The 26580-nt window shown below is 59.5% G+C and carries 28 protein-coding genes; 14 read left to right on the forward strand and 14 right to left on the reverse strand.

The annotated features are described in order from the left end of the window. Positions 1-68 precede the first annotated feature (68 nt). On the reverse strand, positions 69-665 hold the full coding sequence (locus HX824_RS19220) for a tRNA-uridine aminocarboxypropyltransferase (protein ID WP_003210735.1): 597 nt from the start codon (positions 663-665) through the stop codon (positions 69-71). A gap of 6 nt (positions 666-671) precedes the next feature. Then, positions 672-1565, reverse strand: a complete 894-nt coding sequence (locus HX824_RS19225) for a LysR family transcriptional regulator (protein WP_003210734.1) — start codon at positions 1563-1565, stop codon at positions 672-674. 244 nt (positions 1566-1809) lie between these two features. Here HX824_RS19225 and speB point away from each other — a divergent pair, with 244 nt between their 5' ends. The 4 genes from speB to HX824_RS19245 all read left to right on the forward strand — a co-directional run bounded on the left by speB (position 1810) and on the right by HX824_RS19245 (position 6206). Next, on the forward strand, positions 1810-2760 hold the full coding sequence (gene speB / locus HX824_RS19230) for an agmatinase (protein WP_003210733.1): 951 nt from the start codon (positions 1810-1812) through the stop codon (positions 2758-2760). Then, on the forward strand, positions 2760-3185 hold the full coding sequence (locus tag HX824_RS19235; RefSeq protein WP_003210732.1) for a nuclear transport factor 2 family protein: 426 nt from the start codon (positions 2760-2762) through the stop codon (positions 3183-3185). Before speB ends, HX824_RS19235 begins: the two co-directional genes overlap by 1 nt. A 21-nt stretch (positions 3186-3206) precedes the next feature. Then, on the forward strand, positions 3207-4712 hold the full coding sequence (locus HX824_RS19240) for a cytosine permease (RefSeq protein ID WP_177019656.1): 1506 nt from the start codon (positions 3207-3209) through the stop codon (positions 4710-4712). Positions 4713-4823: 111 nt separating this feature from the next. Further along, the gene (locus tag HX824_RS19245) at positions 4824-6206 is read left to right on the forward strand and encodes a sodium:solute symporter (protein WP_003210730.1); all 1383 of its coding nucleotides are present in this window, start codon (positions 4824-4826) and stop codon (positions 6204-6206) included. A 61-nt stretch (positions 6207-6267) separates the two neighbouring features. Here HX824_RS19245 and HX824_RS19250 read toward each other — a convergent pair whose 3' ends face one another. The 3 genes from HX824_RS19250 to HX824_RS19255 all read right to left on the reverse strand — a co-directional run bounded on the left by HX824_RS19250 (position 6268) and on the right by HX824_RS19255 (position 9962). Then, positions 6268-8367: an FAD-dependent oxidoreductase gene (locus tag HX824_RS19250; RefSeq protein WP_177054941.1), complete on the reverse strand. Its 2100-nt coding sequence runs from the start codon at positions 8365-8367 to the stop codon at positions 6268-6270. A gap of 441 nt (positions 8368-8808) precedes the next feature. Next, positions 8809-8931, reverse strand: coding sequence for a PA1414 family protein (locus HX824_RS32630; protein ID WP_003210728.1), 123 nt, complete (start codon positions 8929-8931; stop codon positions 8809-8811). 137 nt (positions 8932-9068) lie between these two features. Continuing rightward, complete coding sequence (locus tag HX824_RS19255) at positions 9069-9962, reverse strand: LysR family transcriptional regulator (RefSeq protein WP_003210727.1); 894 nt, start codon at positions 9960-9962, stop codon at positions 9069-9071. Positions 9963-10066: 104 nt separating this feature from the next. On the opposite strand from HX824_RS19255, the gene HX824_RS19260 reads away from it, so the two are divergent. After that, positions 10067-11275 (forward strand): MFS transporter, encoded by a 1209-nt coding sequence (locus tag HX824_RS19260; RefSeq protein WP_177054942.1) that lies wholly within the window; start codon positions 10067-10069, stop codon positions 11273-11275. Here HX824_RS19260 and HX824_RS19265 read toward each other — a convergent pair. From HX824_RS19265 to HX824_RS19275, 3 genes are all read right to left on the reverse strand, one after another. Next, positions 11187-12629 (reverse strand): NCS1 family nucleobase:cation symporter-1, encoded by a 1443-nt coding sequence (locus tag HX824_RS19265; RefSeq protein ID WP_008438164.1) that lies wholly within the window; start codon positions 12627-12629, stop codon positions 11187-11189. The two genes, HX824_RS19260 and HX824_RS19265, sit on opposite strands and share 89 nt — an antisense overlap. 199 nt (positions 12630-12828) lie before the next feature. Then, on the reverse strand, positions 12829-13236 hold the full coding sequence (locus HX824_RS19270; protein WP_177050452.1) for a DUF2177 family protein: 408 nt from the start codon (positions 13234-13236) through the stop codon (positions 12829-12831). A 142-nt stretch (positions 13237-13378) separates the two neighbouring features. Continuing rightward, entirely contained in the window at positions 13379-14215 is an 837-nt protein-coding gene (locus tag HX824_RS19275) for a S1 RNA-binding domain-containing protein (RefSeq protein ID WP_017479141.1), read from the reverse strand. A 323-nt stretch (positions 14216-14538) separates the two neighbouring features. On the opposite strand from HX824_RS19275, the gene HX824_RS19280 reads away from it, so the two are divergent. The 3 genes from HX824_RS19280 to HX824_RS19290 all read left to right on the forward strand — a co-directional run bounded on the left by HX824_RS19280 (position 14539) and on the right by HX824_RS19290 (position 16585). Next, a complete protein-coding gene (locus tag HX824_RS19280) occupies positions 14539-14718 on the forward strand; it encodes a hypothetical protein (RefSeq protein WP_003210722.1) in 180 nt (59 codons plus the stop codon). Positions 14719-14926: 208 nt separating this feature from the next. Next, complete coding sequence (locus HX824_RS19285) at positions 14927-15652, forward strand: TorF family putative porin (RefSeq protein WP_003210721.1); 726 nt, start codon at positions 14927-14929, stop codon at positions 15650-15652. 66 nt (positions 15653-15718) lie between these two features. Next, positions 15719-16585, forward strand: a complete 867-nt coding sequence (locus HX824_RS19290; protein WP_008438133.1) for a DUF6279 family lipoprotein — start codon at positions 15719-15721, stop codon at positions 16583-16585. 3 nt (positions 16586-16588) lie between these two features. On the opposite strand, the gene HX824_RS19295 is transcribed toward HX824_RS19290, so the two are convergent. After that, complete coding sequence (locus HX824_RS19295; protein WP_008438132.1) at positions 16589-16978, reverse strand: hypothetical protein; 390 nt, start codon at positions 16976-16978, stop codon at positions 16589-16591. Between the two features lie 153 nt (positions 16979-17131). On the opposite strand from HX824_RS19295, the gene HX824_RS19300 reads away from it, so the two are divergent. Next, complete coding sequence (locus HX824_RS19300; RefSeq protein WP_102605391.1) at positions 17132-17407, forward strand: hypothetical protein; 276 nt, start codon at positions 17132-17134, stop codon at positions 17405-17407. A gap of 46 nt (positions 17408-17453) precedes the next feature. On the opposite strand, the gene HX824_RS19305 is transcribed toward HX824_RS19300, so the two are convergent. Next, complete coding sequence (locus HX824_RS19305; RefSeq protein ID WP_003210717.1) at positions 17454-18800, reverse strand: DEAD/DEAH box helicase; 1347 nt, start codon at positions 18798-18800, stop codon at positions 17454-17456. 193 nt (positions 18801-18993) lie between these two features. Between HX824_RS19305 and HX824_RS19310 the strand changes: the two genes are divergently transcribed. Next, a complete protein-coding gene (locus tag HX824_RS19310; protein ID WP_177054943.1) occupies positions 18994-20292 on the forward strand; it encodes a mechanosensitive ion channel family protein in 1299 nt (432 codons plus the stop codon). Between the two features lie 50 nt (positions 20293-20342). Here the strand turns inward: HX824_RS19310 and HX824_RS19315 are convergent, their stop codons facing one another. Further along, complete coding sequence (locus tag HX824_RS19315; RefSeq protein ID WP_177054944.1) at positions 20343-20987, reverse strand: hydrolase; 645 nt, start codon at positions 20985-20987, stop codon at positions 20343-20345. 153 nt (positions 20988-21140) lie between these two features. Between HX824_RS19315 and HX824_RS19320 the strand changes: the two genes are divergently transcribed. Next, positions 21141-22046, forward strand: coding sequence for a LysR family transcriptional regulator (locus HX824_RS19320; RefSeq protein ID WP_032899700.1), 906 nt, complete (start codon positions 21141-21143; stop codon positions 22044-22046). On the opposite strand, the gene HX824_RS19325 is transcribed toward HX824_RS19320, so the two are convergent. The 3 genes from HX824_RS19325 to HX824_RS19335 form a co-directional block, all read right to left on the reverse strand. Further along, the gene (locus HX824_RS19325) at positions 21991-22872 is read right to left on the reverse strand and encodes a carboxylate/amino acid/amine transporter (RefSeq protein ID WP_102368336.1); all 882 of its coding nucleotides are present in this window, start codon (positions 22870-22872) and stop codon (positions 21991-21993) included. The two genes, HX824_RS19320 and HX824_RS19325, sit on opposite strands and share 56 nt — an antisense overlap. Before the next feature lie 203 nt (positions 22873-23075). Next, complete coding sequence (locus HX824_RS19330; protein WP_003210712.1) at positions 23076-23675, reverse strand: FMN-dependent NADH-azoreductase; 600 nt, start codon at positions 23673-23675, stop codon at positions 23076-23078. Between the two features lie 151 nt (positions 23676-23826). After that, positions 23827-24141: a 3-phosphoglycerate kinase gene (locus HX824_RS19335; protein WP_177054945.1), complete on the reverse strand. Its 315-nt coding sequence runs from the start codon at positions 24139-24141 to the stop codon at positions 23827-23829. A gap of 49 nt (positions 24142-24190) precedes the next feature. Between HX824_RS19335 and HX824_RS19340 the strand changes: the two genes are divergently transcribed. Genes HX824_RS19340 through HX824_RS19350 form a run of 3 tightly spaced genes read left to right on the forward strand, consistent with a single transcriptional unit; the run spans position 24191 to position 26498 of the window. Continuing rightward, positions 24191-25114 (forward strand): LysR family transcriptional regulator, encoded by a 924-nt coding sequence (locus HX824_RS19340; RefSeq protein WP_003210710.1) that lies wholly within the window; start codon positions 24191-24193, stop codon positions 25112-25114. Positions 25115-25127: 13 nt separating this feature from the next. Next, positions 25128-25931, forward strand: coding sequence for an alpha/beta fold hydrolase (locus HX824_RS19345; RefSeq protein ID WP_177054946.1), 804 nt, complete (start codon positions 25128-25130; stop codon positions 25929-25931). Positions 25932-25934: 3 nt separating this feature from the next. After that, complete coding sequence (locus tag HX824_RS19350) at positions 25935-26498, forward strand: peptidylprolyl isomerase A (RefSeq protein ID WP_003210708.1); 564 nt, start codon at positions 25935-25937, stop codon at positions 26496-26498. Positions 26499-26580 lie beyond the last annotated feature (82 nt).

Here is a 26580-nt window from a genome sequence, read left to right on the forward strand (position 1 = left end):
TATCATACCGGGAAAGGCTGGCGGGCCATATCACGCAAAGTGTGGTGCTTATCGCTTAATGGAATAACTCAGGCGGGGCCGTGGTTTCTCTGGAACACTTCATCGCCCATCGCGGCAATCTGTCCTTCGATCAATGCCTCGAACGGTTTCAGCAGCGGCTCAAATGAGGTGGGCGCTTCAAGCACCTGCAACGCCTGCACGATGGCCTCCACCGTCGACAACGCCCCGGGCCCCGGTGCCTTGCGCAGCCGATAACGGGACACGGCGCCTTCCGCCAGCGTCACCCGAGGCAGCGCCGCCAATAAAGGATTGAGGTGCAGCAACTTGCGCGCCTTGCGCCAGGTACCGTCCGGCACCACCAACAGCAACGGTTCGTCGGATGGCGTGTAGGCCTGCAAGGGTTGGGCATTTTCGTCCGGAAACAACAGACGCGCCTGATAACCCGGCGGATTCAACAACGCCTGCAAATCCTCAAACACCTCCCCCACCACCAGCTGCGCATTCACCAAGCCCAGCGCCGCCAACCGCGCGGTATTCAAGGCGTGATTGACCTCACTTGGGTGCTGCAACAGCAACACCCGGGTTCGGCTATCCAGCCGGGGAATCAGCGCGCACAGGCAGTGAGTGGTGGGCCGCAGGCAGCGGGAGCATTGGGGTCTGGACATGGGTTTTCAGGCCTGGTTGAGCTGGGCTTTGAGTAAATCGCGGAAGGTCTGGATCAGGGGTTCGCGGCTGCGGCCCCGGCGCATGATCATCGAGAACGGCGCCTGGTAACCAAAGGTTGCCGGCAGCAGTACCCGCAAATCCCCTTTGTCGGCCCAGGCCTGGGCGTAGTGCTCCGGGAGGTAGCCGATGTAGGCGCCGGACAGCACCAGGATCAATTGCGCCTCCATACTTTCCACCGTGGCGGCGCTGTGCTTGAAGCCGTGACGCGCCAGTTCGGCCTGGCTCCAGTAACCACGACCGACCATGCGTTGCTGGGTGATGACTTGTTCGGGAATGCGCCGCTCGTTGAACAATGGGTGACGGGTGCTGCAATACAGCCAGTGCTGTTCGCGGTACAGCGGCATATAGATCAGCCCGCTCATCCGGTTGGAAAACGCACCGATGGCCAGGTCCAGGCGATTGTCCTGGACGCCGAGTTGCAACTCGTAAGGACTCATCACCGACAGGTGCAAATGCACCGCCGGGTGTTCCTGACTGTAGGCGCCGATCACTTCGGCAAACGGCAAGGCCTTGTCGCTGACGGTGGAGTCGAGTACGCCGAGTTTCAGGGTGCCGCGCAGTTCGCCTTTGAGCGCGGCGGCGTATTGCTCGAAGCCTTCCAGCTCGCCCAGCAGGCGCAGGGTTTCCTGATGGAACAACTCGCCCTTGCTGGTGAGGCTGAACCCGCCCCGCCCGCGATGGCACAGCACCAGGCCCAACGCGGCTTCCAGCTGGCTCATGTAAGTGCTGATGGCCGAGGTCGACAGGTTGAGTTCGTGCTGGGCATTGGCGAAACCCTGGTGCCGCACGACGCTGACGAAGATGCGCAGGAGTTTCAGGTCGGGCAAGGCGTTGGCCATGGGCTCTCCAGAGGCAAACATAAAACCTGTGGGAGCGGGCTTGCTCGCGAATGCGGTGGATCAATCGAACCCTCCGTGACTGACACACCGTATTCGCGAGCAAGCCCGCTCCCACATTTGAGCCGAGTTTACCTCAGGCATTAGTTTAGAAAAATCTGAACTAAGTATTTGCCCCTGCCGATTCTTCCCTTCCCATGCATTTCGCAGAATCGGCTTCTAATAAACAAAACGATGAGGCAATCCCGTGGACAAGATTTTCCACCAACCACTGGGCGGCAACGAAATGCCGCGCTTCGCCGGCATCGCCACCATGATGCGTCTTCCCCATCTGCAATCGGCCAAGGGCCTGGATGCCGCCTTCGTCGGCGTGCCCCTGGACATCGGCACCTCCCTGCGTGCCGGCACCCGTTTCGGGCCGCGGGAAATTCGCGCCGAATCGGTGATGATCCGCCCTTACAACATGGCCACCGGCGCCGCGCCGTTTGACTCGCTGTCGGTTGCCGACATCGGCGACGTGGCGATCAACACCTTCAACCTGCTGGACGCTGTGCGCATCATCGAAGAAGCCTACGACGAGATCCTCGAACACAATGTGATCCCGATGACCCTGGGCGGTGACCACACCATCACCCTGCCGATCCTGCGGGCGATCCACAAGAAACACGGCAAGGTCGGGCTGGTGCACATCGATGCCCACGCCGACGTCAACGACCACATGTTCGGCGAGAAAATCGCCCACGGCACCACCTTCCGCCGCGCGGTGGAAGAAGGCTTGCTGGATTGCGACCGCGTGGTGCAAATCGGCCTGCGCGCCCAGGGCTACACCGCCGAAGACTTCAACTGGAGCCGCAAACAGGGCTTCCGCGTGGTCCAGGCCGAAGAATGCTGGCATCACTCGCTGGCGCCCCTGATGGCTGAAGTGCGCGAGAAAGTCGGCGGTGGCCCGGTGTACCTGAGCTTCGATATCGACGGCATCGACCCAGCCTGGGCGCCCGGCACCGGCACCCCGGAAATCGGTGGCTTGACCACGATCCAGGCGATTGAAATCATCCGCGGCTGCCAAGGCCTGGATCTGATTGGTTGCGACCTGGTAGAAGTTTCGCCGCCGTACGACACCACCGGCAACACCTCGCTGCTGGGCGCCAACCTGCTGTACGAAATGCTCTGCGTATTGCCGGGCGTGGCGCACCGCTGATGAGCGCCCAGGCCGAGGTATTAAAAGCCGCGGCCGACCTGGTGTCGGCCTTCGCCCGCAATGATCGCGACGCCTACTTCGGTGCGTTCAGTGCCGATGCCAGCTTCGTGTTCTACACCCTCCCCCAGCCGCTGCTGAGTCGCGATGCCTACCAGGTGTTGTGGGACAGCTGGCGCCGGGACGAGGGATTTGAGGTGCTTTCCTGCACCTCAAGCAACGCTTTCGTCAGCCTGCACGGTGACGTCGCGGTATTTGTGCATGACGTGGCCACCGAGCTGCGCATGAACGGGGAGCAATTCTTTAGCCAGGAACGCGAGACCATTGTCTTCAAGCGGCAAGGGGATCGCACACAACAAAAAGAAGGCCTGTGGCTGGCCTGTCACGAACATTTGTCCGCTATGCCGGAAGGGCTGCCGCCCCATTAGCCAATGTGATCGGAGCAGATCATGAATAATAAAAACAACGAAAACAGTATTCGCAACATAGAAACCAACGGCGTCGAACAGATCCCGGACCACGAACGTACCGCCGGGCCGAAGGATTTGTTTCGCCTGATTTTCGGCGGTGCCAACACCTTCGCCACCGCCGTGCTGGGGAGCTTTCCGGTGCTGTTTGGCTTGTCGTTCCAGGCCGGCGTCTGGGCGATTGTGCTGGGCGTGCTGGTGGGTGCGGTGATCCTCGCCCCCATGGGTCTGTTCGGTCCGATCAATGGCACCAACAACGCCGTGTCTTCCGGTGCGCATTTTGGTGTGCACGGGCGGATTGTCGGCTCGTTCCTGTCGCTGCTGACCGCTATTGCGTTCTTCTCACTGTCGGTGTGGAGTTCAGGCGATGCGCTGGTGGGCGGTGCGAAACGTCTGGTGGGCTTGCCGGAAACCGACCTGACCCTGGGCCTGGCCTACGGCGTGTTCGCCATTCTGGTACTGACGGTGTGCATCTACGGCTTTCGCTTCATGCTGTGGGTCAACCGCATCGCAGTGTGGGCGGCGAGCCTGCTGTTCCTGCTGGGGATCTTCGCCTTCGCGCCGGCCTTCGACAGCCACTTCGCCGGCACCGTTGCCCTCGGCCAGACCGGCTTCTGGGCGGCGTTTATCGGTGCAGCACTGGTGGCCATGAGCAACCCGATTTCCTTCGGGGCGTTCCTCGGTGACTGGTCGCGCTACATCCCACGGGAAACCTCGAAGATGCGGATCATGCTGGCGGTGGTGTTCGCGCAGATCGCGACGTTGATCCCGTTCCTGTTCGGCCTGGCCACCGCGACCATCGTGGCAATCAAGGCACCGGACTACATCGCATCCAACAACTATGTCGGCGGCCTGTTGGCGGTGGCACCGAGCTGGTTCTTCCTGCCGGTGTGCCTGATCGCGGTGATCGGCGGCATGTCCACCGGCACCACCTCGCTGTATGGCACCGGCCTGGACATGTCCAGCGTATTCCCACGGCTGCTGTCCCGGGTCAAGGCGACGCTGCTGATCGGGGTGATGTCGATTGCCTTCATCTTTATCGGACGTTTCGCCGCCAACCTGGTGCAGAGCGTGTCGACCTTCGCCGTGCTGATCATCACCTGCACCACGCCGTGGATGGTGATGATGATCATCGGCCTGATCGTGCGCCGGGGTTACTACTGCCCGGATGACCTGCAAGTGTTCACTCGCGGCGAAACCGGCGGGCGCTACTGGTTCAGCCATGGCTGGAACTGGCGCGGCCTGGGGGCCTGGATCCCGAGTGCGCTGGTGGGCCTGTGCTTCGTCAACCTGCCGGGGCAGTTTGTCGGGCCGCTGGGCAACCTCGCCGACGGCATCGACATCAGCTTGCCGGTGACCCTGGGCCTGGCCTCGCTGGTGTACCTGACACTGCTTCGCGTGTTCCCTGAACCGGCTGCCGTCTACGGACCGACTGTGGCGAGGGAGCCTGCTCCCGTTCGACTGCGCAGCAGTCGCGAGGCTGCCTGATGAATTGCGTGGAATGGATTGGGGCTGCAATGCAGCCCAGCGGGAGCACGCTCCCTCGCCACACAGCCCCCTTTAGCCCCACATAAAAAAGATAATCGGAGACTCGCCGTCATGGCCTTAGATCTATTCGTCGTCCTCATCTACGCCGCCGGCATGCTGGTGCTCGGCTACTACGGCATGCGCCGCGCCAAGACCCATGAAGACTACCTGGTGGCCGGCCGCAACCTCGGCCCGACGCTGTACATGGGCACCATGGCTGCCACGGTGCTGGGCGGTGCGTCCACCGTCGGCACCGTGCGCCTGGGCTATGTACATGGTATTTCCGGTTTCTGGCTGTGCGCCGCGCTGGGCGCGGGGATCATTGCGCTGAACCTGTTCCTGGCCAAGCCGCTGCTGAAGCTGAAAATCTTCACCGTGACCCAGGTCCTGGAGAAACGCTACAACCCCATGGCCCGCCAGGCCAGTGCGGTGATCATGCTGGCCTACGCGCTGATGATCGGCGTGACCTCGATCCTGGCCATCGGCACCGTGCTGCAAGTGTTGTTCGACCTGCCCTTCTGGATGTCGGTATTGGTAGGCGGTGGCGTGGTGGTGGTGTACTCGACCATTGGCGGCATGTGGTCGCTGACCCTGACCGACATCGTGCAGTTCGTGATCAAGACGGTCGGCCTGATGTTTATCCTGCTACCAATCTGCCTGTACCGCGTCGGCGGTTGGGATGAATTGGTGGCCAAGCTGCCCGCGTCGAATTTCAGCTTCACTGAAATCGGCTGGGACACCATCATCACCTATTTCATGATCTACTTCTTCGGCATCCTGATCGGCCAGGACATCTGGCAACGGGTGTTCACCGCCCGTGACGAAAAGGTCGCCCAGTACGCAGGCACCTTCGCCGGTTTCTACTGCATCCTCTACGGCCTGGCCTGTGCGCTGATCGGCATGGCCGCCCACGTACTGATCCCGGACCTGGACAACGTCAACAATGCGTTCGCCGCCATCGTCAAAGTCTCGCTGCCCGACGGTATCCGCGGCCTGGTGATCGCCGCTGCACTGGCTGCGATGATGTCCACCGCCAGCGCCGGCTTGCTCGCCGCTTCCACCGTATTGACCGAAGACCTGCTGCCGCGCCTGCGTGGTGGCAAGCAGTCAAGCTTGAAGATCAACCGTCTGTTTACCTTGCTGACCGGTATCGCTGTGTTGGGTATCGCGCTGGTGGTGAGTGATGTGATCAGCGCACTGACCCTGGCGTACAACCTGTTGGTGGGCGGCATGTTGATCCCGCTGATCGGGGCGATTTTCTGGAAACGTGCGACGACTTCCGGGGCGATCACCTCCATGACCCTGGGTTTTGTGACCGCGTTGGTGTTCATGATCAAGGATGGTTTGGACGCCAATACACCGATCTACTACAGCCTGGGCGTGGGCCTGGTGAGTTTTGTGCTGGTGAGTTTGCTGTCCCGTCGTCCGGAGGCTGTTGCGGCTCGGGCGATCTGAACGAATAGTTGAAAGTAGCTTTCTTCAGCGGGTGCGACGTCGGATGTCGCACCCGTTTTTTTTATTCCCATACTGCCGAAACCCCCGGCGCTCTGGCCTGGATGACTTCCTGGACCAAAGAGGCCCATACCAATCCCTGCGTGGTGCCCCCGGCATAAGTTGCCCCCGCGACAATGCGGTTGTAGGCGGACCAATGCACGATTGAAAGTCCATCTGCGGTGCCGGGCCTGGCACATTCGATTTGTTGCAAGTCGCCACGTTCGATTGCGCGGCTGCAGGACTTTGGAAAGTGTCGAGAAACGGCAGCCAGGCACGCCGCCCGTATCTGCTCCTTGTACTGCGGCGTCGAATCGGGCGGCACCTGCCCGGCGGAGACAAGGATGCAGTTCCCGTCCAGGCGGCAATTCATGACGCCGATTGGCAGGTCGTACTGCAGCTTGAGTCCGCGCATGTCGACACCTTCATCATCAACGGCGCGCAGCTTGAAAAACCAGCCAATGATCGGGATGACCTCTGGCTCGTCCACCCCCATGGCCGTGACGACAAAGTGCTCTCTACTCAGATCGGCAATTTGGACCGGACTCAGGTGCCGTGGCAGGAACTCAACCCCTGAGCGCTGCAAAAGCGTCACCATCTCATCCATTAAATGGATAAATTCCAGATCGTAGCCCGACACCTCAATCGCCCGCCCGACCTCGGGAACTCCATACATTGCCTGGAATTGCAGCTGACTGATCTCTGCAAGCTCTCGCCCCGGCTTGCCACTCGGCCAAGGCCTGTTTTCAATATCCCATTGCTCGCGGATCGCGGCCTCCGTGCCACTGGAGTCGTCCACATAGGCTCGTACAATTCGCGATCGTGCAAATCGTGCCAGCGATGGGTTGTCGGCCAGGAATTTTTCAAACAGCTCGATGCCTGCGCGATTGCACTCAATGGCCAGGTACTGATTTGCGGGAGTCAGGTAATCGTTAGGCAGCGGTTTTGCAGTCGTCTCCGTTGCTGACAGATGACGCATGTTCACCTGCTTGTGACTGGCACCATCGCGCTGCTGATTTCCTCCGTAAACCGTGACCTGATAATTTGCCAGGCGGAACATCACGGCTTGGAGCAGCCCGTTGATACCTCTGCCGATGATCGACACACGCGGCGCACCGGCATCGGCTTGCCGAGAGGGGATCGCCAATGAGTGTGCAAGCTTGCGCCGGACAAGGCCGCGCAAGGCCATCAAGCTCAGTTGCACCGAGACCGCATAGTCGAGGTCGCAATGGCAGGCTTCGGTGGTGGCCGCCTGTGTGGTCAGCGTCGCCGGCTTGTACCATGTGGAGACACTGCAGCCGAGCGCTTGTGTGCGCACCCGAAACGCATCCAGTGTCCTGGGGCCGTAGTCCAATATGAGCTGGATATCTTCGGAGACTGCCAGGGTCTGCAACGCATCGTCGCTAAAGACATCCGGCTTGGCGACACAGACAAGGCGAGCCTTTCTGTGCAGGCACTGAATGAGGGTCCGATCAATGCGATAAATGGATTCATCATTCAGGGATAAGCATAGGGCGACTGCATTGGCCCCCTCGAGCGCCTCAAGCCAGTCGTCAACCAATGAAACCCTGCAATCGGAAGAGGCTTTCCCGAAACTGTCCGACACTCGATCGCGTCGACCCAACACCTTAATCCGAACATCCGGATCTCGAGCAAGCAACAACTTAACAAGCTCTTTCCCTACATTGCCGTATCCCAGTACACAGATGTCATGGGGCAAGGAGCCATCGGCCAGCGTCAGCCAGTGCGCAATATAGGCAGCAACATGCGGCGCATTGACCCCTGGCGTGTTAATCACTCGAACATTGTTGCGCTCGCACAGATCCAATCGGATCTTATCCAGACTTGTACCTCTGCGGACCAAACAGAGTTCGCCAAATGGGTGGGATATACGCCATTGGTTGATGACGTCGGCATCAATAACCTGGTCTGCGACAATGATCGTTGATGGGCGCAGCAGTGCAATCTGTATAAGCAGAGCCTGCTTGGTTAACGTCGACGGGAAAAACACCACGTTGCTGGGTGCATCAGCTTTCCAGCCACGCGATGCAGGGGCGATATGCAAGATGTTTTCGGTGGTGGCAATAAGTGACGCGGCGACTGGCGGAACGGAAGAGAACATCATGGTTTTGTCTCCAACAGTTCTGACTGGCTCATACTCCGGAGAGCGCAACTCAATGAAGTTGGGGGCTTGTAAGAACTGCAAACGATACAAATCTTTTCGTGATGAAACTCAACCTACGCCTATCCTAATAATCAAATAAGCCCGTCGACTCTGACAAACAGGTAGTCCAATTCCGATACTTAATGGCAAAACTCGACTGACGCGCACACGTCCGGACTACCAATCGGTATTACCGTGGCATTGTTAAATTAAATATTTGAAGGATTATTCCGAAAGCAGGTGTCTTGAGAAAATCACCAAACCCCGGAAATGAAAACGTCCGGCCAAAGCCAGACGAAGAATTGAAGTACACAGCAACGGGTCATGATCAATCATGACTCCAATACATAGGCAAACCTCCTGGCCGCGCCCAAACAAACATGCTTGAGCGCTTTCCAGGACTTACCTGCGACGCGGGCGACGCTGCTCGTCATCGGTGCGGATTGGCACCGGTTGCAGCGGTGGCTCGATCAAGCCGAGTGCGACGCCGAGGTCGTGCAGCCAGTTTTGCAGTTTCTCTTTCATGGTGCCCCCTTGGGGTAATGCCGAGCGGCTGGAATTCTGTGGCCGCTTCCTACAGATAGTAGTCTTAAGTCTTACGTATTGCTTGAACGAAACCACAACGAACTATTACTGAATTGATCAAAATCCTGACGGATCGTTCAAGCAATCGCTCGGGTTTCGGTTTCCGGTAGCACCTTGCCCTCCTGCTGCAGGTCAATCCACGCATTGAGGTTAGCGCCGAGCATGCCCTTGCGCCACATCAACCAGGTGGTGGCGCTGGCAAAAGGCTCGGCCAGCGGATGAATGGACACGCTGTCCTTGCCCGGCAGGCTGTCGAGCATCGATTCCGACATCAACGCCACGCCGGAACCGGCGATTACACAGGCCAGCATGCCCTGGTAGGACTCGATCTCGATGGCCCGGCCCATGGCCACGCGATCGTGGGAAAACCAGGCTTCCAGGCGCGCCCGATAAGAACAACTGCGTCGGAAAGTGAACACCGAACGGCCGGCAACATCCTGCGGCCCACGCACCGGCGGATGATCCGCCTCGCAGATCAGCAGCAGGCGCTCTTCGCACAGCGGCACGCCGTCGAGGGTGGCCAGGGTCAACGGCCCATCCACCAATGCGGCGTCCAGGCGCCCGGTGATCAAGCCTTCCAGCAGTTCACCGCTGGGAGCTGACTGCACCTGCAGGTTCACCATCGGATACGCCTTGTGGTAACGCGCCAGCAGCTTGGGCAAATGAATCGCCGCCGTGCTGTACATGCTGCCGAGCACAAAGTCTCCAGCCGGTTGCCCGCCCTGCACCGCGCCATGGGCTTCGTCATGCAGGGCCAGCAGGCGCGCACTGTAGTCCAGCAGCACTTTGCCTGCAGGAGAAAGCTGCAAGCGCTGGCGCTCGCGCACGAACAGTTCGACGCCCAGTTGTTCTTCCATCTGTTTAAGCCGGGTCGACAGGTTGGACGGCACCCGGTGCAAGCGCTCAGCGGCACGGGTGATGGAGCCTTCCTCGGCCACGGCCTGGAAAATCCGCAATTGACTGAATTCCATCACCATTCTCCAAAACTGAACAAGTTACTCACTATTATTCATTTTTAAAGAAAGTCAATCCGCTTTAGCCTGATGGTCACTCGCTGCTCCCAGGAAAAACCACCATGTCACCGCTGATCCGCTTACTCGCCAGCTTTATCGCCCTGATGATGGCCATGGGCATAGGTCGATTCGCGCTCACCCCGCAAATGCCGCATTTGCTCAGTGAAGGGCAGATCGACCTGACCGGCGCCGGCCTGATTGCGGCGGCCAACTACCTGGGTTATTTCGTCGGTGCGGTGGATTCGATCTTTGCCCGCAGCCATCATCATGTACGCGGGCGTTTGTACGGTGGGCTGTGGCTGTGTGTGCTGCTGACCCTGGCGTCGTACTGGGCCCACGTGTTCTGGCCGCATCTGTTGTTGCGCTTTGGTACCGGTGTAGCCAGTGCCTGGGCGCTGGTGATGATTACCAGCCTGAGCCAGCCGCTGGCCATTGCGGCCGGGCGCCCACGCCTGGGTGCGCTGGTATTTGCGGGGCCGGGGCTGGGGATTCTGTTGACCGGGTTGCTGGCGCTGGGCTCCAACCTGTTGGGGCAAGACTCTGCAACCTTGTGGCTGGTGTATGGGGTAGTCGCCCTGGTCATGCTGCTGGCAATCCTGCCGTTCCTGCCCAAGCCTTCCGCTGCCGACTCGCCCGTTGCCAGCCACACCGACGTGGCCAGCAACGGCAGCATCACACATCTGTGCTGGATCTACGTGTTGTATGGCCTTGGCTACATCATCCCGGCGACATTCCTGTCACAGATGGCCAGCGCGCAATTCAAGGGCGCATGGCAAGCAGACCTGTTCTGGCCCTGCTTTGGCCTGGCTGCCGCGATTGGCGTGGTGGCGGCAAGTTTGCGCCGCAAGGACCCGGACACCACCCGTCGCTGGCTGATGACAACCCTTTGGCTGCAAGCGGCAGGCGTGTTTGCCTGCCTGCTGGGCAACGGTTGGGGGCTGGCGCTGGGGGTGTTGCTGTGCGGTGGGCCATTCCTGGCGTGCATGCAACTGGTGATGGCGCGCTTGCGTGAGGTCGCCCCCCACGGCTACCAGCGCAGCACCGGGTTGCTGACCGCCAGCTTTGCGATCGGCCAATTGAGCGGTCCGTTGCTGGCGTCGGTGAGCAGCCACCTCAGCGGTGGCCTGCAACCGGCGCTGGTGGTAGCAGGCGCCGGTTTGTTGGTGGCCGGATCGGTGCTGGTCAGCCGGCAACCATCGACACAGGCGCGCGAACCTGTTCACGCCGCGCCAACACCAGGAAAAACAGCCCACCCAGGAAGCAGCCGGTAAACCAGGCGAAATTGGCCATGCCCTGCAGCGCCGGGGTGAAGGTGATCGCGACGCCTACCAGCGTCGCGGGCACCAGTGCCTTGACCGCCGTCCAGTTCACGCCGCCGTCAAAGTAGTAGCGCCCGCTCGGGCTGTCATCGAACAGCGCATCCACGTCGATCTTCTGTTTTTTGATCAGGTAGAAATCCACCAGCAGAATCCCGAACAACGGCCCGATAAACGCGGCGAGGATATCGAGGGTGTAGTGGATCATCAGCGGGTTGTTGAACAGGTTCCATGGGGTGATGAAGATTGAGGCCACCGCCGCAATCATTCCACCGGCACGCCAGCTGATTTTGCTCGGTGCCACGTTGGCGAAATCAAAGGCGGGCGAGACGAAGTTGGCCACGATGTTGATGCCGATAGTCGCAGTGACAAAGGCGAACGCCCCCAGCAACACAGCCATGTCATTGTCGATGCGCGAAACGGTGGCAATCGGGTCGTGGAGCATTTCGCCGAACACCGGCAAGGTGCCCGAGACGATCACCACGGTGACCAGGGAGAACGCCAGGAAATTTACCGGCAAGCCCCAGAAATTTCCTCGACGCACGTCTTTCATCGTGCGGCAGTAGCGGCTGAAATCACCGAAGTTCAAGGTCGGCCCGGAAAAGTACGACACCACCAACGCGGTTGCCACGATGATTTGGCCAAACGCCTGCCAGCCTGAGAGGGATTTTTCCGCCAGGGTGAAGCTGATATTGGCCCAGCCAGCCTTCCAGACGATCCAGCCTGCCAGGGCAAACATCACCGCATAGACCACAGGCCCCGCCCAGTCGATGAAACGACGGATGGACTCCATGCCCGCCCAGAACACCAGCGCCTGGAGCGTCCACAGGCTGAGGAAACCGAACCAGCCCAGGTACGACAGGCCGGCAAAGTGCGGCTCTGCGTATACCGCCATCTGTGGGAAAAAGCGCAGCACCACAATGATCAGTGCGCTGGATGCCAGGTACGTCTGGATCCCATACCAGGCCACCGCGATCAAGCCGCGAATCACTGCCGGGATGTTCGCCCCAAAAACCCCAAAGGCCAACCGGCAGATCACCGGGTACGGCACAGCCGCCTGCTGGCTCGGCTTGGCCACCAGGTTGGCGATCAATTGCACAATGCAGATCCCGGCGAGCAAGGCAATCAACACCTGCCAACTCGCCAGCCCCAGGGCAAACAGGCTGGCGGCGAATACGTAACCGCCGACGCTGTGCACGTCGCTCATCCAGAAGGCGAAGATGTTGTACCAGTTCCATTTTTGCGGCAGCGGTCCCAAGTCCTGGTTGTACAGGCGCGGGCTATAGCCTTTGGGCAATTGTTCGGTCATCGCAGGGCTCCTCGTAAATACCGGCCTGCCACCCGCGACGGGAGTGCGTACGGGAGGCGGCATGGTTTGTATACGAGTTGATGAGCAGAATGCGTGCCAATCGAATGAAATTCGGCACAATCCCTCTGGTACGCGGGACTATCCGGAGATAGACAGTGCAGCTTCGCTCAGGGATGGTGCAGATGATTCCTGTACACAATCAATTGTGCACCCTGCGTGCACATTGATAGCCCACGGTGCAGCAAACCGCACTCAGAAAGGTGCCCCAAGCGATGTCCATAACGGCCAGCCCGGCAGACCAGCCTTGCAAGGTCGCCCAATTGCTCAAGTCATAGGTGCCGTAAGCCACCAGCCCCAGCAACGCGCCAAGCCGCGCGGCACGTTGCCAGCCGCCGCTCGCCGAAGCCGGAAGGACGACAAACACCAGACAACCAAATACATAGAGGAGATAGAACGCCACAGCCGGGAACAGGCGCGGCTGATCGAGCATCAGCGGGCCGAGCAGCGCTTTGTAGGTCGGCCCCATGAGGACGCTGAGCCAAAGGCCGTCAAGAATCAGAAAGGCGAGCAAGGTGCCGAGGTAGGCGAAGAGTGTTTTCCTGCACATCGTCGTGACCTTTGTAGGAGCGAGCTTGCTCGCGATGGTCGTCAACGATAACGCGCCCAGTCTGAATGAACACGTTGCCTTGACGTTCTTCGCGAGCAAGAACCAGGCGTCCCCCTCGCTCCTACAAAAGAGCAAACCGCGATCAGCTTAGTTCAATGCGATCCGCGTGAATCACGATGTGACCCTGCTTGTAGAGGGCACCGATGGCCTTCTTGAAGTTGCCCTTGCTGACACCGAACAAACTGCTGATCACTGCTGGATCGCTTTTATCGCTGACCGGCAAGGTGCCGTTGTTGTCACGCAACTTGGCGAGGATCTTCGAGTTCAGGCTGGAGGCCGCTTCTTCACCCACAGGCTGCAGGCTCAGGCTGATATTGCCGTCGGCGCGGATTTCCTTGATGAAGCCTTTCTCTTCCTTGCCCGGGCGCAGGAACTTGAACACTTCGTTCTTGTGGATCAGGCCCCAGTGCTTGTTGTTGATGATGGCCTTGAAGCCCATGTCGGTGGCTTCGGCCACCAGCAAGTCAACTTCCTGGCCGACCTTGTAGGTGGCCGGAGTCTTGTCCAGGTAGCGGTCAAGGCGCGCGGTGGCGGTGATGCGCTTGGTGTGTTTGTCGAGGTAGACGTGTACCACGCAATACTCACCGGCGGTCAGCTGGCGCTTTTCTTCGGAGTAAGGCAGCAGCAGATCCTTGGGCAGGCCCCAATCGAGGAATACACCGATACTGTTGACTTCAACCACTTTCAGACTGGCAAATTCACCCACCTGTACTTTTGGTTTTTCGGTGGTCGCGATAAGTTTGTCATCGCTGTCCAGATAAATGAAAACGTTGAGCCAGTCTTCATCTTCACTGGGAATATCTTTGGGGATATATCGGTTGGGCAAGAGGATTTCGCCCTCTTGATCACCATCCAGGTACAAACCAAAGTTGGTGTGTTTAACCACTTGCAAGCTGTTGTAGCGCCCGACTAAAGCCATCTCAAATACCCTCATTGCGTGGGCGGCATTCTACCCGAGTTGACGACGGCGGTCCCGCGTACCGGCGTACAGGCCTGAAAAATCATGGGTTTGCCGAGAAGCGCCCCGCTCGTCAGGTCATCGGGCTGAATCCGGCCAGTACCCACGGCCGGATTTCCTCGAGGGATTCGAGTTAAAACAGCAAGTTAGGTGAGTATTTCACTTAATAATCCAGGCGAATCATAAACCCTGCGTATATTTCAGGGGGATATTTGCCAAGCAATTGTCAAGCATTTCATGTACGATGCATGGCCAAGTTAATTCTCTACAGGTTAGTGGCCGCCATGCGCGTAAAAGCATCCAACAGCAAAGCAAAGCCAGCTCCCGCCGTTGAAACCAGCGAATCGATCAACAGCCAAATTGCTGCATTCCTCAAGCAGGGCGGCGAAATCCAGCAGATTGCCAAAGGCGTAAGCGGCCAGACTTTCGGCCCGTCCAAGCAGATCACCCTGGGTAAAAAGTAAGACTCGCGCATTACACCTGGTCCCTATGCGCTTTGCCTTTCAAGGCGCTAGGACTAGAGCCCGCACTACCCCCTGATACACCCCTTTATTACGCCAATCGACGAACGGGCCTCATCTGCGAACCATCGCCGGTATGCTTGCACACGTCTAGATCGGGCATTTGCCTGATATTTCCCGTTACTGCTCCTCGCTTTTCATGGAGTGAAGCATGCTCAAATCCTGCATATTCCTGGCCGGTGCCCTGTTGGCCAGCCCCCTCGCCGAAGCGCAGGTTTTCCAGCGTGAATTGGGTGATTTCGACCTGAAATTGGGCACGACACCCAGCCGAAGCATGGCTCAAGGCCTGGTAAAGCCCACGGCGCCCGGGAGCGACTCGTTCCATGGCGGCCTGGACCTGAGCCACGGCAGCGGCCTGTACCTCGGCCAATTCTCACCGAGCATGGGCATTTCCCCGACCAGCAACCTGGAAGTCGACTCCTACCTGGGTTTCAAACGCCCCTTCGACCAGACCCTGGGTTATGAACTGGGGATGATTCACTACAGCTATCCCAAGCTGAGCCCCCTCGACAGCCAGGAGTTCTACGGCGGCCTGACCTTGCTGGGCAATCGCTTCGGCGCCTCCTTCAGCAACGACCCGGACCGGCAGGACAGCACCCTGTTCGCCGACCTCGGCGGCACCAAGCCGTTCGGCATCGGCGTCAGCATGAAATACACCACCCACCAGCTCGGCACCCCGGTCTCGGTGGCCGATGGCAGCTCGATCCGCAGCTTCAGCGACTGGTCGGTACAATTTTCCAGGCCATGGATGGGCGTCGACCTGAACCTGATCTACAGCGACTCCAGCCTCAGCGGCGGCGATTGCTCGGCCTACTCCGGACACAACTCGCAATGCGACGGGCTGTTGACCCTGAAGGCCGAGCGGGCGTTTTATTGATGGGCTGAACTGTCGCTGCCCTGACGGGTTCAGATGCAATACTCTCGTCTGCGCAAGGACTCGCTCATGCTGCGTCGGTTAAAATTTCTGGTGATGTTGCTGACCCTCAGCCTGGTGCTTGCCGGCTGCAATCGGGTGGGCCTGGCCTATCGCAATCTGGATGTGATCATCCCCTGGACCCTCAGCGACTACCTGGAAATGAACGCCGGGCAGAAGAGCTGGTTCAACGACACACTCAAGGAACACCTGGCCTGGCATTGCACCACACAATTGCCGGGCTACCTGGACTGGCTCGATCGCCTGCAACAGATGGTCGACACCAACCAGGTGACTGACGCCGCCCTGCAAACCCGTACCGCCGAAGCCAAACAAGCTATTGCCGAGAGCGCCCGGGCGATCACGCCGTCCGCCGTCGAGCTACTGCAGGGGCTGGACGACCAGCAAGTACAGGATATGGAGCAAGCGTTCGCCAAGGACCTGCGCAAGCGTCAGGACGAATACCTGAAACCGCCCCTCGAGCAGCAGATCAAGGAACGCGCCGAGCGCATGAATAAGCGCCTCGATGCGTGGCTCGGGCCGTTAAGTGCCAGCCAGCAGAATCGCGTCACCGCCTGGTCGATCGCCTTGGGTGAGCAGAACCAACAATGGATTGGCAACCGCGCCCACTGGCAAACGCTCTTTATCGCAGCGGTCAAAGATCGCCACAGCAGCGATTTCCCTCAGAAGATCGAGCAACTGCTGGTGAACCGCGAAAGCCTGTGGACTCCTGAATATCGCCAGGCCTACGCCCAGACCGAAACCGCAGCCCGCAGCCTGATCGTCGACCTGATGGCGGAAAGCACAGTGCCGCAACGCCAGAAGCTCACGCAGAAGATCGACAAGGTGCGCAGCGATTTCAAGGCCCTTAAATGCCTGAAGGCTGGCACCCCGTAGACATCAGGCAATCTGTGCTTTCGAAGCCACTTCATCAAACGTCGCCGGATCCAGCGCATCCGCCTGTTCGTCCAGCACCTGCCGGGGGTGATTATTGCCGGGGATGCTGCTGTCGATCAGGCTCAGCAGCTGTGAGCCGCGCGGGGTCAATTTGAAATTCTCCCCATTGCCGCACTCTTCCTCTGACCTCGACTCAATAAAGCCGTGCTTGAACAACAACGCCTCGTAATCCGCTGCGGTCTTTTTGAACTTATCAAGGTTACCGATGGGCTCTCTAGCATTAGCCCTTTCAGCGGCTTCCTCCTCGGCATATTTGCGCGGGGCGAAGTTGGCGCCACCGTTCTGTACCTCATGCAGCAATCGTTCGATCAAATCCCAATCGTAAGTCGTCATCCTGATTCCTCCTGAAGGCACACGAAATAGGCCCTTCAAAGGTGTGACATGCCGGGCCATCGTCCGTTCAGCCTAGTGGACAGGCGCAATTTCGCTGAACTTTTAAGCGCTCGCGGCCCTCAACCGAACATCATCGCCATGGAGGTCCGAATTATGAAAACCCTGCTGAATATGACCGTGGCGGCCACGCTGCTTGCCGCCCTGCCCGCCTGGGCCTGCACGCCGGAAGAGGCCACCGCCAAACGTGAGCAACTGGCCAAGAAGGTGACCGAGCTCACCCAGCAGAATCCAGAGAAGGCCAAGGAGATCAACGAAGAACTGCAGAACATGAAGCTGGAAACCGCCAGCGCAGACCTGCCCGACAAGTGCCAACTGATCGACCAGCGCCTCACGGAACTCAATGAGGCGACCGACAAAACTAAAAACTGAGGCGAAAAAAAACCGGACATTGTCCGGTTTTTTTATGGCTCAAGCCTTACTCGGCAGCCGGTGCTTCCGGCTTGCGGCGCTTCAGAGGCGCCATGCCGTCCTTGCTGACCAACGACAGGTTGTCGGTCTTTGGACGGTTGGCAATCTTGCGCTTGGTCGGCGACTTGGCACCGGCCTTCTTCTTGTCGCCCTTGGCGTCGACCTTTTTCTTCTTCACGCCAACGGCCTTGCCCGATGCCTTGACCTTCTTCGGCCCGCCGTAGGTGCCTTTGACTTCCTTGATGGTGCGGCGCTCGAACGACTGCTTCAAGTAGCGCTCGATGCTCGACATCAGGTTCCAGTCGCCATGGCAGATCAGCGAGATCGCCAGGCCATCGTTGCCGGCACGCCCGGTACGACCGATACGGTGTACGTATTCGTCGCCGCTGCGGGGCATATCAAAGTTGATCACCATGTCCAGGCCATCCACGTCCAGGCCGCGGGCGGCAACGTCGGTGGCGACCAGGATCTTCACGCCGCCTTGCTTGAGGCGGTCGATGGCCAGCTTGCGGTCCTTCTGGTCTTTCTCACCGTGCAGGACGAACGCCTTGTACTCCTGAGCCACCAGGCGACCGTAGATGCGGTCGGCCATGGCCCGGGTGTTGGTGAACACGATAGCCTTCTGATAGGTCTCGTTGGCCAGCAACCAGTTGAGGATCTGCTCTTTGTGCACGTTGTGGTCAGCAGTGATGATCTGCTGACGGGTGGTCGAGTTCAGGTCGCTGACGTTGTTGACCTGCAGGTGCTCAGGGTTGTTCAGGACCTTGGCGACCATCTCGCGCAGGGTCGAACCACCGGTGGTGGCCGAGAACAGCATGGTCTGCTGGCGGTTGACGCACTCTTGCACCAGGCGCTGCACGTCGTCGGCAAAGCCCATGTCGAGCATGCGGTCGGCTTCGTCGAGCACCAGGACTTCAACTTCCTTGAGGTCCAGGTTGCCGGCGTTCAGTTGTTCGATCATCCGGCCCGGGGTGCCGATCAGGATGTCCGGCACCTTGCGCAGCATGGCGGCCTGGACCTTGAAGTCTTCGCCGCCGGTGATCAGGCCGGACTTGATGAAAGTGAACTGCGAGAAGCGCTCCACTTCCTTCAAGGTCTGCTGGGCCAGTTCGCGGGTCGGCAGCAGGATCAGGGTCTTGATGCTGACACGGACTTTCGCCGGGCCGATCAGACGGTTAAGAATCGGCAGGACGAAAGCGGCGGTCTTGCCACTCCCGGTTTGAGCCGTCACCCGCAGGTCACGCCCTTCGAGCGCGAGCGGGATGGCCGCTGCTTGCACAGGCGTTGGCTCGACAAATTTAAGCTCGGCCACGGCTTTGAGCAGGCGTTCGTGCAGGGCGAATTGGGAAAACACGGGTGCTACCTCGAAGAAATACAAAAAAACAGCTGCATAGGGTAACGGTTTCGGGCGCTCAGGCCGAGTTTCTTTACGCGAACTGGGTTAATCAGGCGCTTTTTTGTCAGGGGATTTGTCCACAACCACAACTTTGACGTACTTAAATGCTCTAATCGGCCCGTCACGTCTTACAGAAGAATCGCGTTTACCCATGGATATCAAACAGCTCTGGCTCAACGTCAAAGACCTTTGGGGCACCCTCGACGAACACCCGCTGCTGCATTCCAGCCTTGCGCTGGTGGTGTTGCTGGTAGTGGCATTGCTGCTCGGACGAGTGGCCCGCTACCTCATCCTGCACGCCGTCAAGCTGCTGGGCCGGCAACCCGCGCTGCACTGGCTCAACGACCTGCGGCACAACAAAGTCTTCCACCGCCTGGCGCAGATGACGCCGTCGCTGGTGATCCAGTTCGGCCTGTACCTGGTGCCGGACCTGAGCAAGACCGCCACCCTGTTCATCGGCAATGTCGCCCTGGCGTTCACCATTCTGTTCATGGTGCTGGCGATCAGTGCACTGCTCAACGCCCTGCTGGACATCTATGCCCGCACCGAACACGCCCGCACCCGCTCGATCAAGGGCTACGTGCAGTTGGCGAAAATGGTGCTGTTCGTGTTTGGCGCCATCATCATCGTCGCCACGTTGATCGACCGCTCGCCACTGCTGCTGCTTTCCGGTCTGGGTGCAATGTCGGCGGTGATTCTGTTGGTCTACAAGGACACCCTGCTGTCGTTCGTCGCCAGCGTGCAATTGACCAGCAACGACATGCTGCGGGTCGGCGACTGGATCGAAATGCCCCAGGTCGGCGCCGACGGTGACGTGGTAGACATCACCCTGCACACCGTCAAAGTGCAGAACTTCGACAAGACTATCGTCTCGATTCCCACCTGGCGCCTGATGTCCGAGTCGTTCAAGAACTGGCGCGGCATGCAGGCCTCCGGTGGCCGGCGGATCAAGCGCAGCCTGTATATCGACGCCAGCGGCGTGCGTTTCATCCGCGACGACGAAGAGCTGAAGCTCACCAAGGTACACCTGCTGACCGACTACATGAGCCGCAAGAAGGCCGAGCTCAAGGCCTGGAACGAAGCCCAGGGCAATGTCGCGGCGATGTCCGCCAACCGCCGACGCATGACCAATATCGGCACCTTCCGCGCGTATGCCTTGGCCTATCTGAAAAGCCATCCGGAGATCCAGCCGAACATGACCTGCATGGTGCGGCAGATGCAGACCACCGCCCAAGGCATCCCGCTGGAGATCTACTGCTTCACCCGCACCACCGCATGGGCCGACTACGAGCGGATCCAGGGCGATATCTTCGACTACCTGCTGGCGGTGCTGCCGGAATTTGGTTTGAGCCTGTACCAGCAGCCGAGCGGCGGTGACTTGCGGGCGGGGATGTTGCCGGCGGTGCTGGGGGCCAGTCACCTGCCCCCGGCGGAAAAGGCAGTGATGTAACAACAAAAAACGGCACAACCCGAGTTGTGCCGTTTTTTTTGCGTTGGACCTTACTTGACCTGACGCTGCGGCGCGCCGTGAACCATGGTGTAAGCGTAATCCACGCCCATGCCGTAAGCGCCGCTGTGCTCCTGTACCAGGCCCATCACCGCGTCGTAGGTTTCCTTGTGAGCCCAGTCACGCTGGTATTCCAACAGCACTTGCTGCCAGGTGACCGGTACCGCGCCCGCCTGAATCATCCGTTGCACCGACATGTCATGCGCTTCTTTGCTGGTGCCGCCGGAGGCGTCGGTGACGATGTACACCTCGTAGCCTTCGGCCAGGGCTTCCAGGGCCGGGAAGTTCAGGCACACCTCGGTCCACAGGGCCGCCATGATCAGCTTCTTGCGCCAGGTGGCCTTCACCGCGGCCACCAGCGCCTTGTCTTCCCAGGAGTTCATCGAGGTGCGCTCGATCGGCTGCTGGTCCGGGAACACATTCAGCAGCTCCGGCCAGATATAGCCGCTGAAGCTCTTGGTCTCAACCGAGGTCAGGATGGTCGGTACGTTGAAGATCTTGGCGGCCTTGGCCAGCGCCACCGTGTTGTTCTTCAGGGTCTGGCGATCGATCGACTGCACGCCAAAGGCCATCTGCGGCTGGTGGTCGATCAGGATCAGGGTGGAGTTGGTTGGGTTGAGCAATTCGCGAATAGACATGGTGACTTCCTTTTAATGGTTTCGATTCGGTAAGAGGTGCGTTCAGCGCCGCTGTGAAGCTTGGCTGGCGGCTTGGAAGTAACTTTATGGGATGGATAAAATCGAGACAATTACCTAAAATAGAGAATCATTGATTCTAAAAAAGGTACAATCATGGACCGTATCGAATGCATGCGGGCGTTTGTCGTCACGGTCGGCGAGAACGGCTTCGCGGCCGCCGCGCGAGCCATGGACGTACCGCGCTCAAAAGTCAGCAAACAGATTCAGGCGCTGGAAGAAGCCATAGGCGTGCAACTGCTTCAGCGCACCACCCGCAGCCTGCATTTGACGGAGGCCGGGGCCGAGTATTTTGAAGCTGCGCGTGAAGTACTGGCCGCCCTGGACGAAGCCGAACAGCGGGCCCGGGATGGTATCGGTGAGCTACGGGGCGTGTTGCGGGTCAATGCGCCGATGTCGTTCGGGCTGCATCGCCTGGGGCGGTTGATTCCGCTGTTCCATGAACAGCATCCGCATATCGAGCTGCAACTGGTGCTCAGCGACCAACAGGTCGACCCGGTACGCGGTGGTTTCGACGTGACCATCCGCATCGCCAGCATGCCCGACTCAACGATGATCGCCCGCCAGTTGGCACCTGCGCCACGGATCATGGTGGCTGCGCCAGCCTACCTGGCACGCGCGGGCATACCGCAGACCCCGCAAGACCTGCGCCAGCACCAGTGCCTCAATTATGGGTATCTGCAAAGCGGCGTCAGCCTGCAATTGAGCAAGGGCCAGGAAACCCAGCGGGTCAACGTTACCGGCCCTCTGCACGCCAACAACGGCGACCTGCTGGCCCAGGCGGCAGAGGCCGGGATGGGCATCGCGCTGTTGCCGGACTTTATCGTCGAAGACGCCCTGAGCGCCGGGCGCCTGGTGCCGGTGCTCTGCGAATGGCAGGCGCCGGCAATCACCATCAATGCGGTTTATTCGTCAGCGCGACGCGTGCCGCAAAAGACCCGCGCATTCATTGATTTTTTGCTGACGCAATTGGCGCCGACGACCGCAGGCCCAGCCGGCTGATCCACACCGCCCCGAGAATCACCAAACCGCCCAGCAGCAACCTGCCCAACGGTTCATGCTGATTCCAGATCAGCAAGTTCAGCAACAACCCCACCGGCACATGCAGGTTGTTCATCACCGCCAACGTGCCACCGTTGACCATGCACGCGCCCTTGTTCCACCAGTACATACCCAGTGCCGTGCTGACCAGACCGAGGAACACCAAAACGCCCCACTGCAACGGCGCTTCCGGCAGGTAGTTGGCCTTGCCGAACATCAGGAACGCCGGCAACGCCACCGCCAACGCGCCGAGGTAGAAGTAGCCAAAGCGCCGGTAATGCGGCAGATCACTCGGATGACGGGCCACCAGATGCTTATAAAGCACCTGCCCGGCGGCGTAGGTGAAGTTGGCCAGTTGCAGCAGCAGGAAGCCCATGAAGAAGTTCGGGGTGATCTGGTCGAAGCGAATCACCGCTGCCCCCGCCACCGCCACCAGTGCGGCCACCAGCGCCCACGGGTTGAAGCGGCGGTTCAGGGCGTCTTCGATCAAGGTCACGTGCAACGGTGTCAGGATGGTGAACAGCAACACCTCCGGCACCGTCAGTACGCGAAAGCTCAGGTACAGGCACACGTAGGTCACGCCGAACTGCAGTGCGCCGATCAACAGCATGCCGCGCATGAACGCCGGCTCCACCGAGCGCCAGCGGGTCAGCGGGATAAACACCAGCCCGGCCAACAGTACACGCACCAGCACCGCGAAATAACTGTCGACGTGACCGGCCAGGTATTCGCCGATCAAGCTGAAGGAAAACGCCTGGATCAGCGTCACAACAAGTAGATAGCCCATGCTCGCCTCATTTTGAATGGGCGCGACATTAGCGGTTTTCCGCGCGTTACGAAACTCAAGGCAAAAAAAACCCGACCTCGCTAAAAGCGTCAGTCGGGCGGGAGCACTCAGGAGCAAAAAGTGCAAAGGGAGGTTCGATACGCGTACTTGAAGGGTTGCGTGGAGCTATCTAAACAGCGGGCGATTATCTGACGATTAACATCTCACGCCACTTGGGCCAACAACGCCTTGGCCTGGTTCAAACCCTTCTCCTGGAAATCACCGCCCAGGTTCACCCCTTCGGCATGAATGAACGTGACGTCATGGATGCCGATAAAGCCCATGACCTGACGCAGGTACGGTTCCTGGTGGTCGGTGCTGCCACCGGCGTGGATGCCGCCGCGGGCGGTCAGCACAAAGGCACGCTTGTCGGTCAACAGGCCCTGGGGGCCGGTGGCGGTGTACTTGAAGGTCACACCGGCACGCAGCACATGGTCGAGCCAGGCTTTGAGGGTGCTGGGAATCGCGAAGTTGTACATCGGCGCGGCCATCACCAACACATCGGCGGCCAGCAATTCATCGGTCAGTTCGTTGGAGCGGTCCAGGGAGGCCTGCTCAACCGTGCTGCGCTGCTCGGCAGGTTTCATCCAGCCGCCCAACAGATTGGCATCCAGGTGCGGAACCGGGTTGATGGCGAGGTCTCGTACGGTGATCTGATCAGCCGGATGGGCGACTTTCCATTGGCTGATGAATTGTTGGGTCAGCTGCCGGGAGATTGAGTCCTGCTGACGGGCGCTGCTTTCGATGATCAGAACACGGGCCATGATTATGTAAGCTCCATCGGTGAATGCTGTAAGGCGATGGAGTGAAGGTTAGACAGGGTCCGTTCGATTAAAAAGCGTAAAAAACTGCTATAACCCATCTAGAAATTTGTTTATAAGCGGAGTATTGCTGTACGCAAGCTCCGCTTTTGCCTTATTTCGGTGCGCAGGTGAGCTGGATACGCATCTTGATAACGGCACGGTTGAATTTGACCGTGGTATTGGTGGTTTTCCCTGCTGCAACCGTGACCTTGCGCGTACGCGGGGCTTCCGGACCATTGGTAAAGCGTACCTTGCACTCCGCGTCATTGGGGCCGTAGTTGGTGAGTTGGATCGAACTGATATTGCTGTCGACGTCTGACGCGCTGTAATCGATCTTCACGCCCTGAATGTCTTTCGTCACATCGGTACTGAATGCAAACGCACTCAACGGCAGCAACGCCAGCAGCACACAACAGAATTTTCTCATTCGGCAGTCTCCAATAAGGACCGCCAGCTTAGGACAAGAGGAGCTCATCTTGAAAGCGCCCCGCGTTACCCTTGATCAATGGCGCACCTTGCAAGCCGTGGTCGACCATGGCGGCTTCGCCCAGGCGGCCGAAGCGCTGCACCGCTCGCAATCCTCGGTGAGCTACACCGTGGCCCGCATGCAGGATCAGCTCGGCGTGCCGCTGCTGCGCATTGACGGGCGCAAGGCCGTGCTCACCGAAGCCGGTGAAGTGCTGCTGCGCCGCTCCCGGCAACTGGTGAAAAACGCCAGCCAACTGGAAGACCTGGCCCACCATATGGAACAAGGCTGGGAAGCCGAGGTGCGGCTGGTGGTCGATGCCGCTTACCCCAACGCCCGCCTGGTGCGCGCCCTCACTGCCTTTATGCCGCAAAGCCGTGGCTGCCGGGTGCGTTTGCGCGAAGAGGTGTTGTCCGGCGTCGAAGAGCTGTTGATGGACGGCATGGCCGACCTCGCCATCAGCGGGTTCATCATTCCCGGTTACCTCGGTACGGAAATGAGCGACGTCGAATTTGTCGCCGTGGCCCACCCCGAACATCCGCTGCATCAATTGCACCGCGAACTGAGCTTCCAGGATCTGGAAAGCCACATGCAGGTGGTGATCCGCGACTCCGGCCGCCAGCAGCCACGGGACGTCGGCTGGCTCGGCGCCGAGCAGCGCTGGACCGTCGGCAGCCTGCCCACCGCCGCCACCTTCGTCAGCAGCGGCCTGGGCTTCGCCTGGCTGCCGCGACACCTGATCGAACGCGAACTCAAGGAAGGCCTGCTCAAGCTACTGCCCCTGGAACGGGGTGGCAGCCGCAACCCGACCTTCTATCTTTACTCGAACAAGGACAAACCCCTGGGCCCGGCCACGCAGATTCTCGTCGAGTTGCTGCGCACCTTCGACACTGCACCACTGGACGCGCCATTCGCCGCACCGCAGCAAGCCTGAACAAGGAGTTCACGTGGCCTATTTCGAACATGAAGGTTGCACCCTGCATTACGAGGAATATGGCCACGGCGCGCCGCTGATCCTGATCCACGGCCTGGGCTCCAGTTGCCTGGACTGGGAACTGCAAGTGCCCATGCTGTCCCAACACTATCGCCTGGTGGTGGTGGATGTGCGCGGTCACGGCCGCTCCGACAAACCCCGTGAGCGCTACAGCATCGCCGGCTTCACCGCCGACCTGGTGGCCTTGATCGAACACCTGCATTTGCCGCCGGCCCACGTGGTCGGCCTGTCCATGGGCGGCATGATCGCCTTTCAACTGGCAGTGGATGAGCCGCAAATGCTCAAGAGCCTGTGCATCGTCAACAGTGCGCCCCAGGTCAAGGTTCGCAGCGCCAGCGACTATTGGCAGTGGGCCAAGCGCTGGAGCCTGGCGCGCGTCCTCAGCCTGAACACCATCGGCAAAGCCCTGGGCAGCCTGCTGTTTCCCAAGCCCGAACAAGCCGAACTGCGGCGCAAGATGGCCGAACGCTGGGCAAAAAACGACAAACGTGCTTACCTCGCCAGCTTCGATGCGATTGTTGGCTGGGGCGTACAGGAACAACTTTCGAAAATATCCTGTCCAACCCTGGTCATCAGCGCCGACCACGACTACACCCCCGTGGCGCAGAAAGAAATCTATGTAAAACTGCTGCCCGATGCGCGGCTGGTGGTGATCGAGGATTCCCGCCATGCCACGCCGCTGGACCAACCCGAACGCTTCAACAACACCCTGCTCGATTTTCTCAAGACAGTCGAAACCACAACCCAGGATCACTGACCCATGCTGAAAAAAATCGCCTTCTTTGCCGGTTCCGTACTGTTCGCTGCCAACCTGATGGCGGCCGAACCCGCCAAGGCACCCCACGTCTTGATCACCACCACCAATGGCGACATCGAGATCGAACTGGACCCGGTCAAGGCCCCGATCAGTACCAAGAACTTCCTGGCCTATGTCGACAAGGGCTTCTACACCAACACCATTTTTCACCGGGTAATCCCGGGCTTCATGGTGCAGGGCGGTGGTTTTACCCAGCAAATGTCGCAAAAGCCGACCGAAGCACCGATCAAGAACGAAGCCAGCAACGGCCTGCATAACGTGCGCGGCACCCTGTCGATGGCGCGTACCAACGACCCGAACTCCGCCACCAGCCAATTCTTCATCAACGTTGCGGACAATGCCTTCCTCGACCCGGGCCGTGATGCCGGTTACGCGGTGTTCGCCAAAGTGGTCAAGGGCATGGACGTGGTCGACATCATCGTCAACTCGCAGACCACCACCAAACAGGGCATGCAGAACGTGCCAATCGATCCTGTCCTGATCAAGTCGGCCAAGCGCATCGACTGAAGGCTACAGGGAGTTTCGCGCGAGGCCCGCAAGGCGTCGCGCGCATTTGAACAGGAGAGCCCGCCGCGCGGGCGTCAGACCT

Origin of the sequence: Pseudomonas sp. D4002 (genome assembly GCF_013385665.1) — a bacterium.
In the GTDB taxonomy this organism is placed as follows: Bacteria; Pseudomonadota; Gammaproteobacteria; order Pseudomonadales; family Pseudomonadaceae; genus Aquipseudomonas.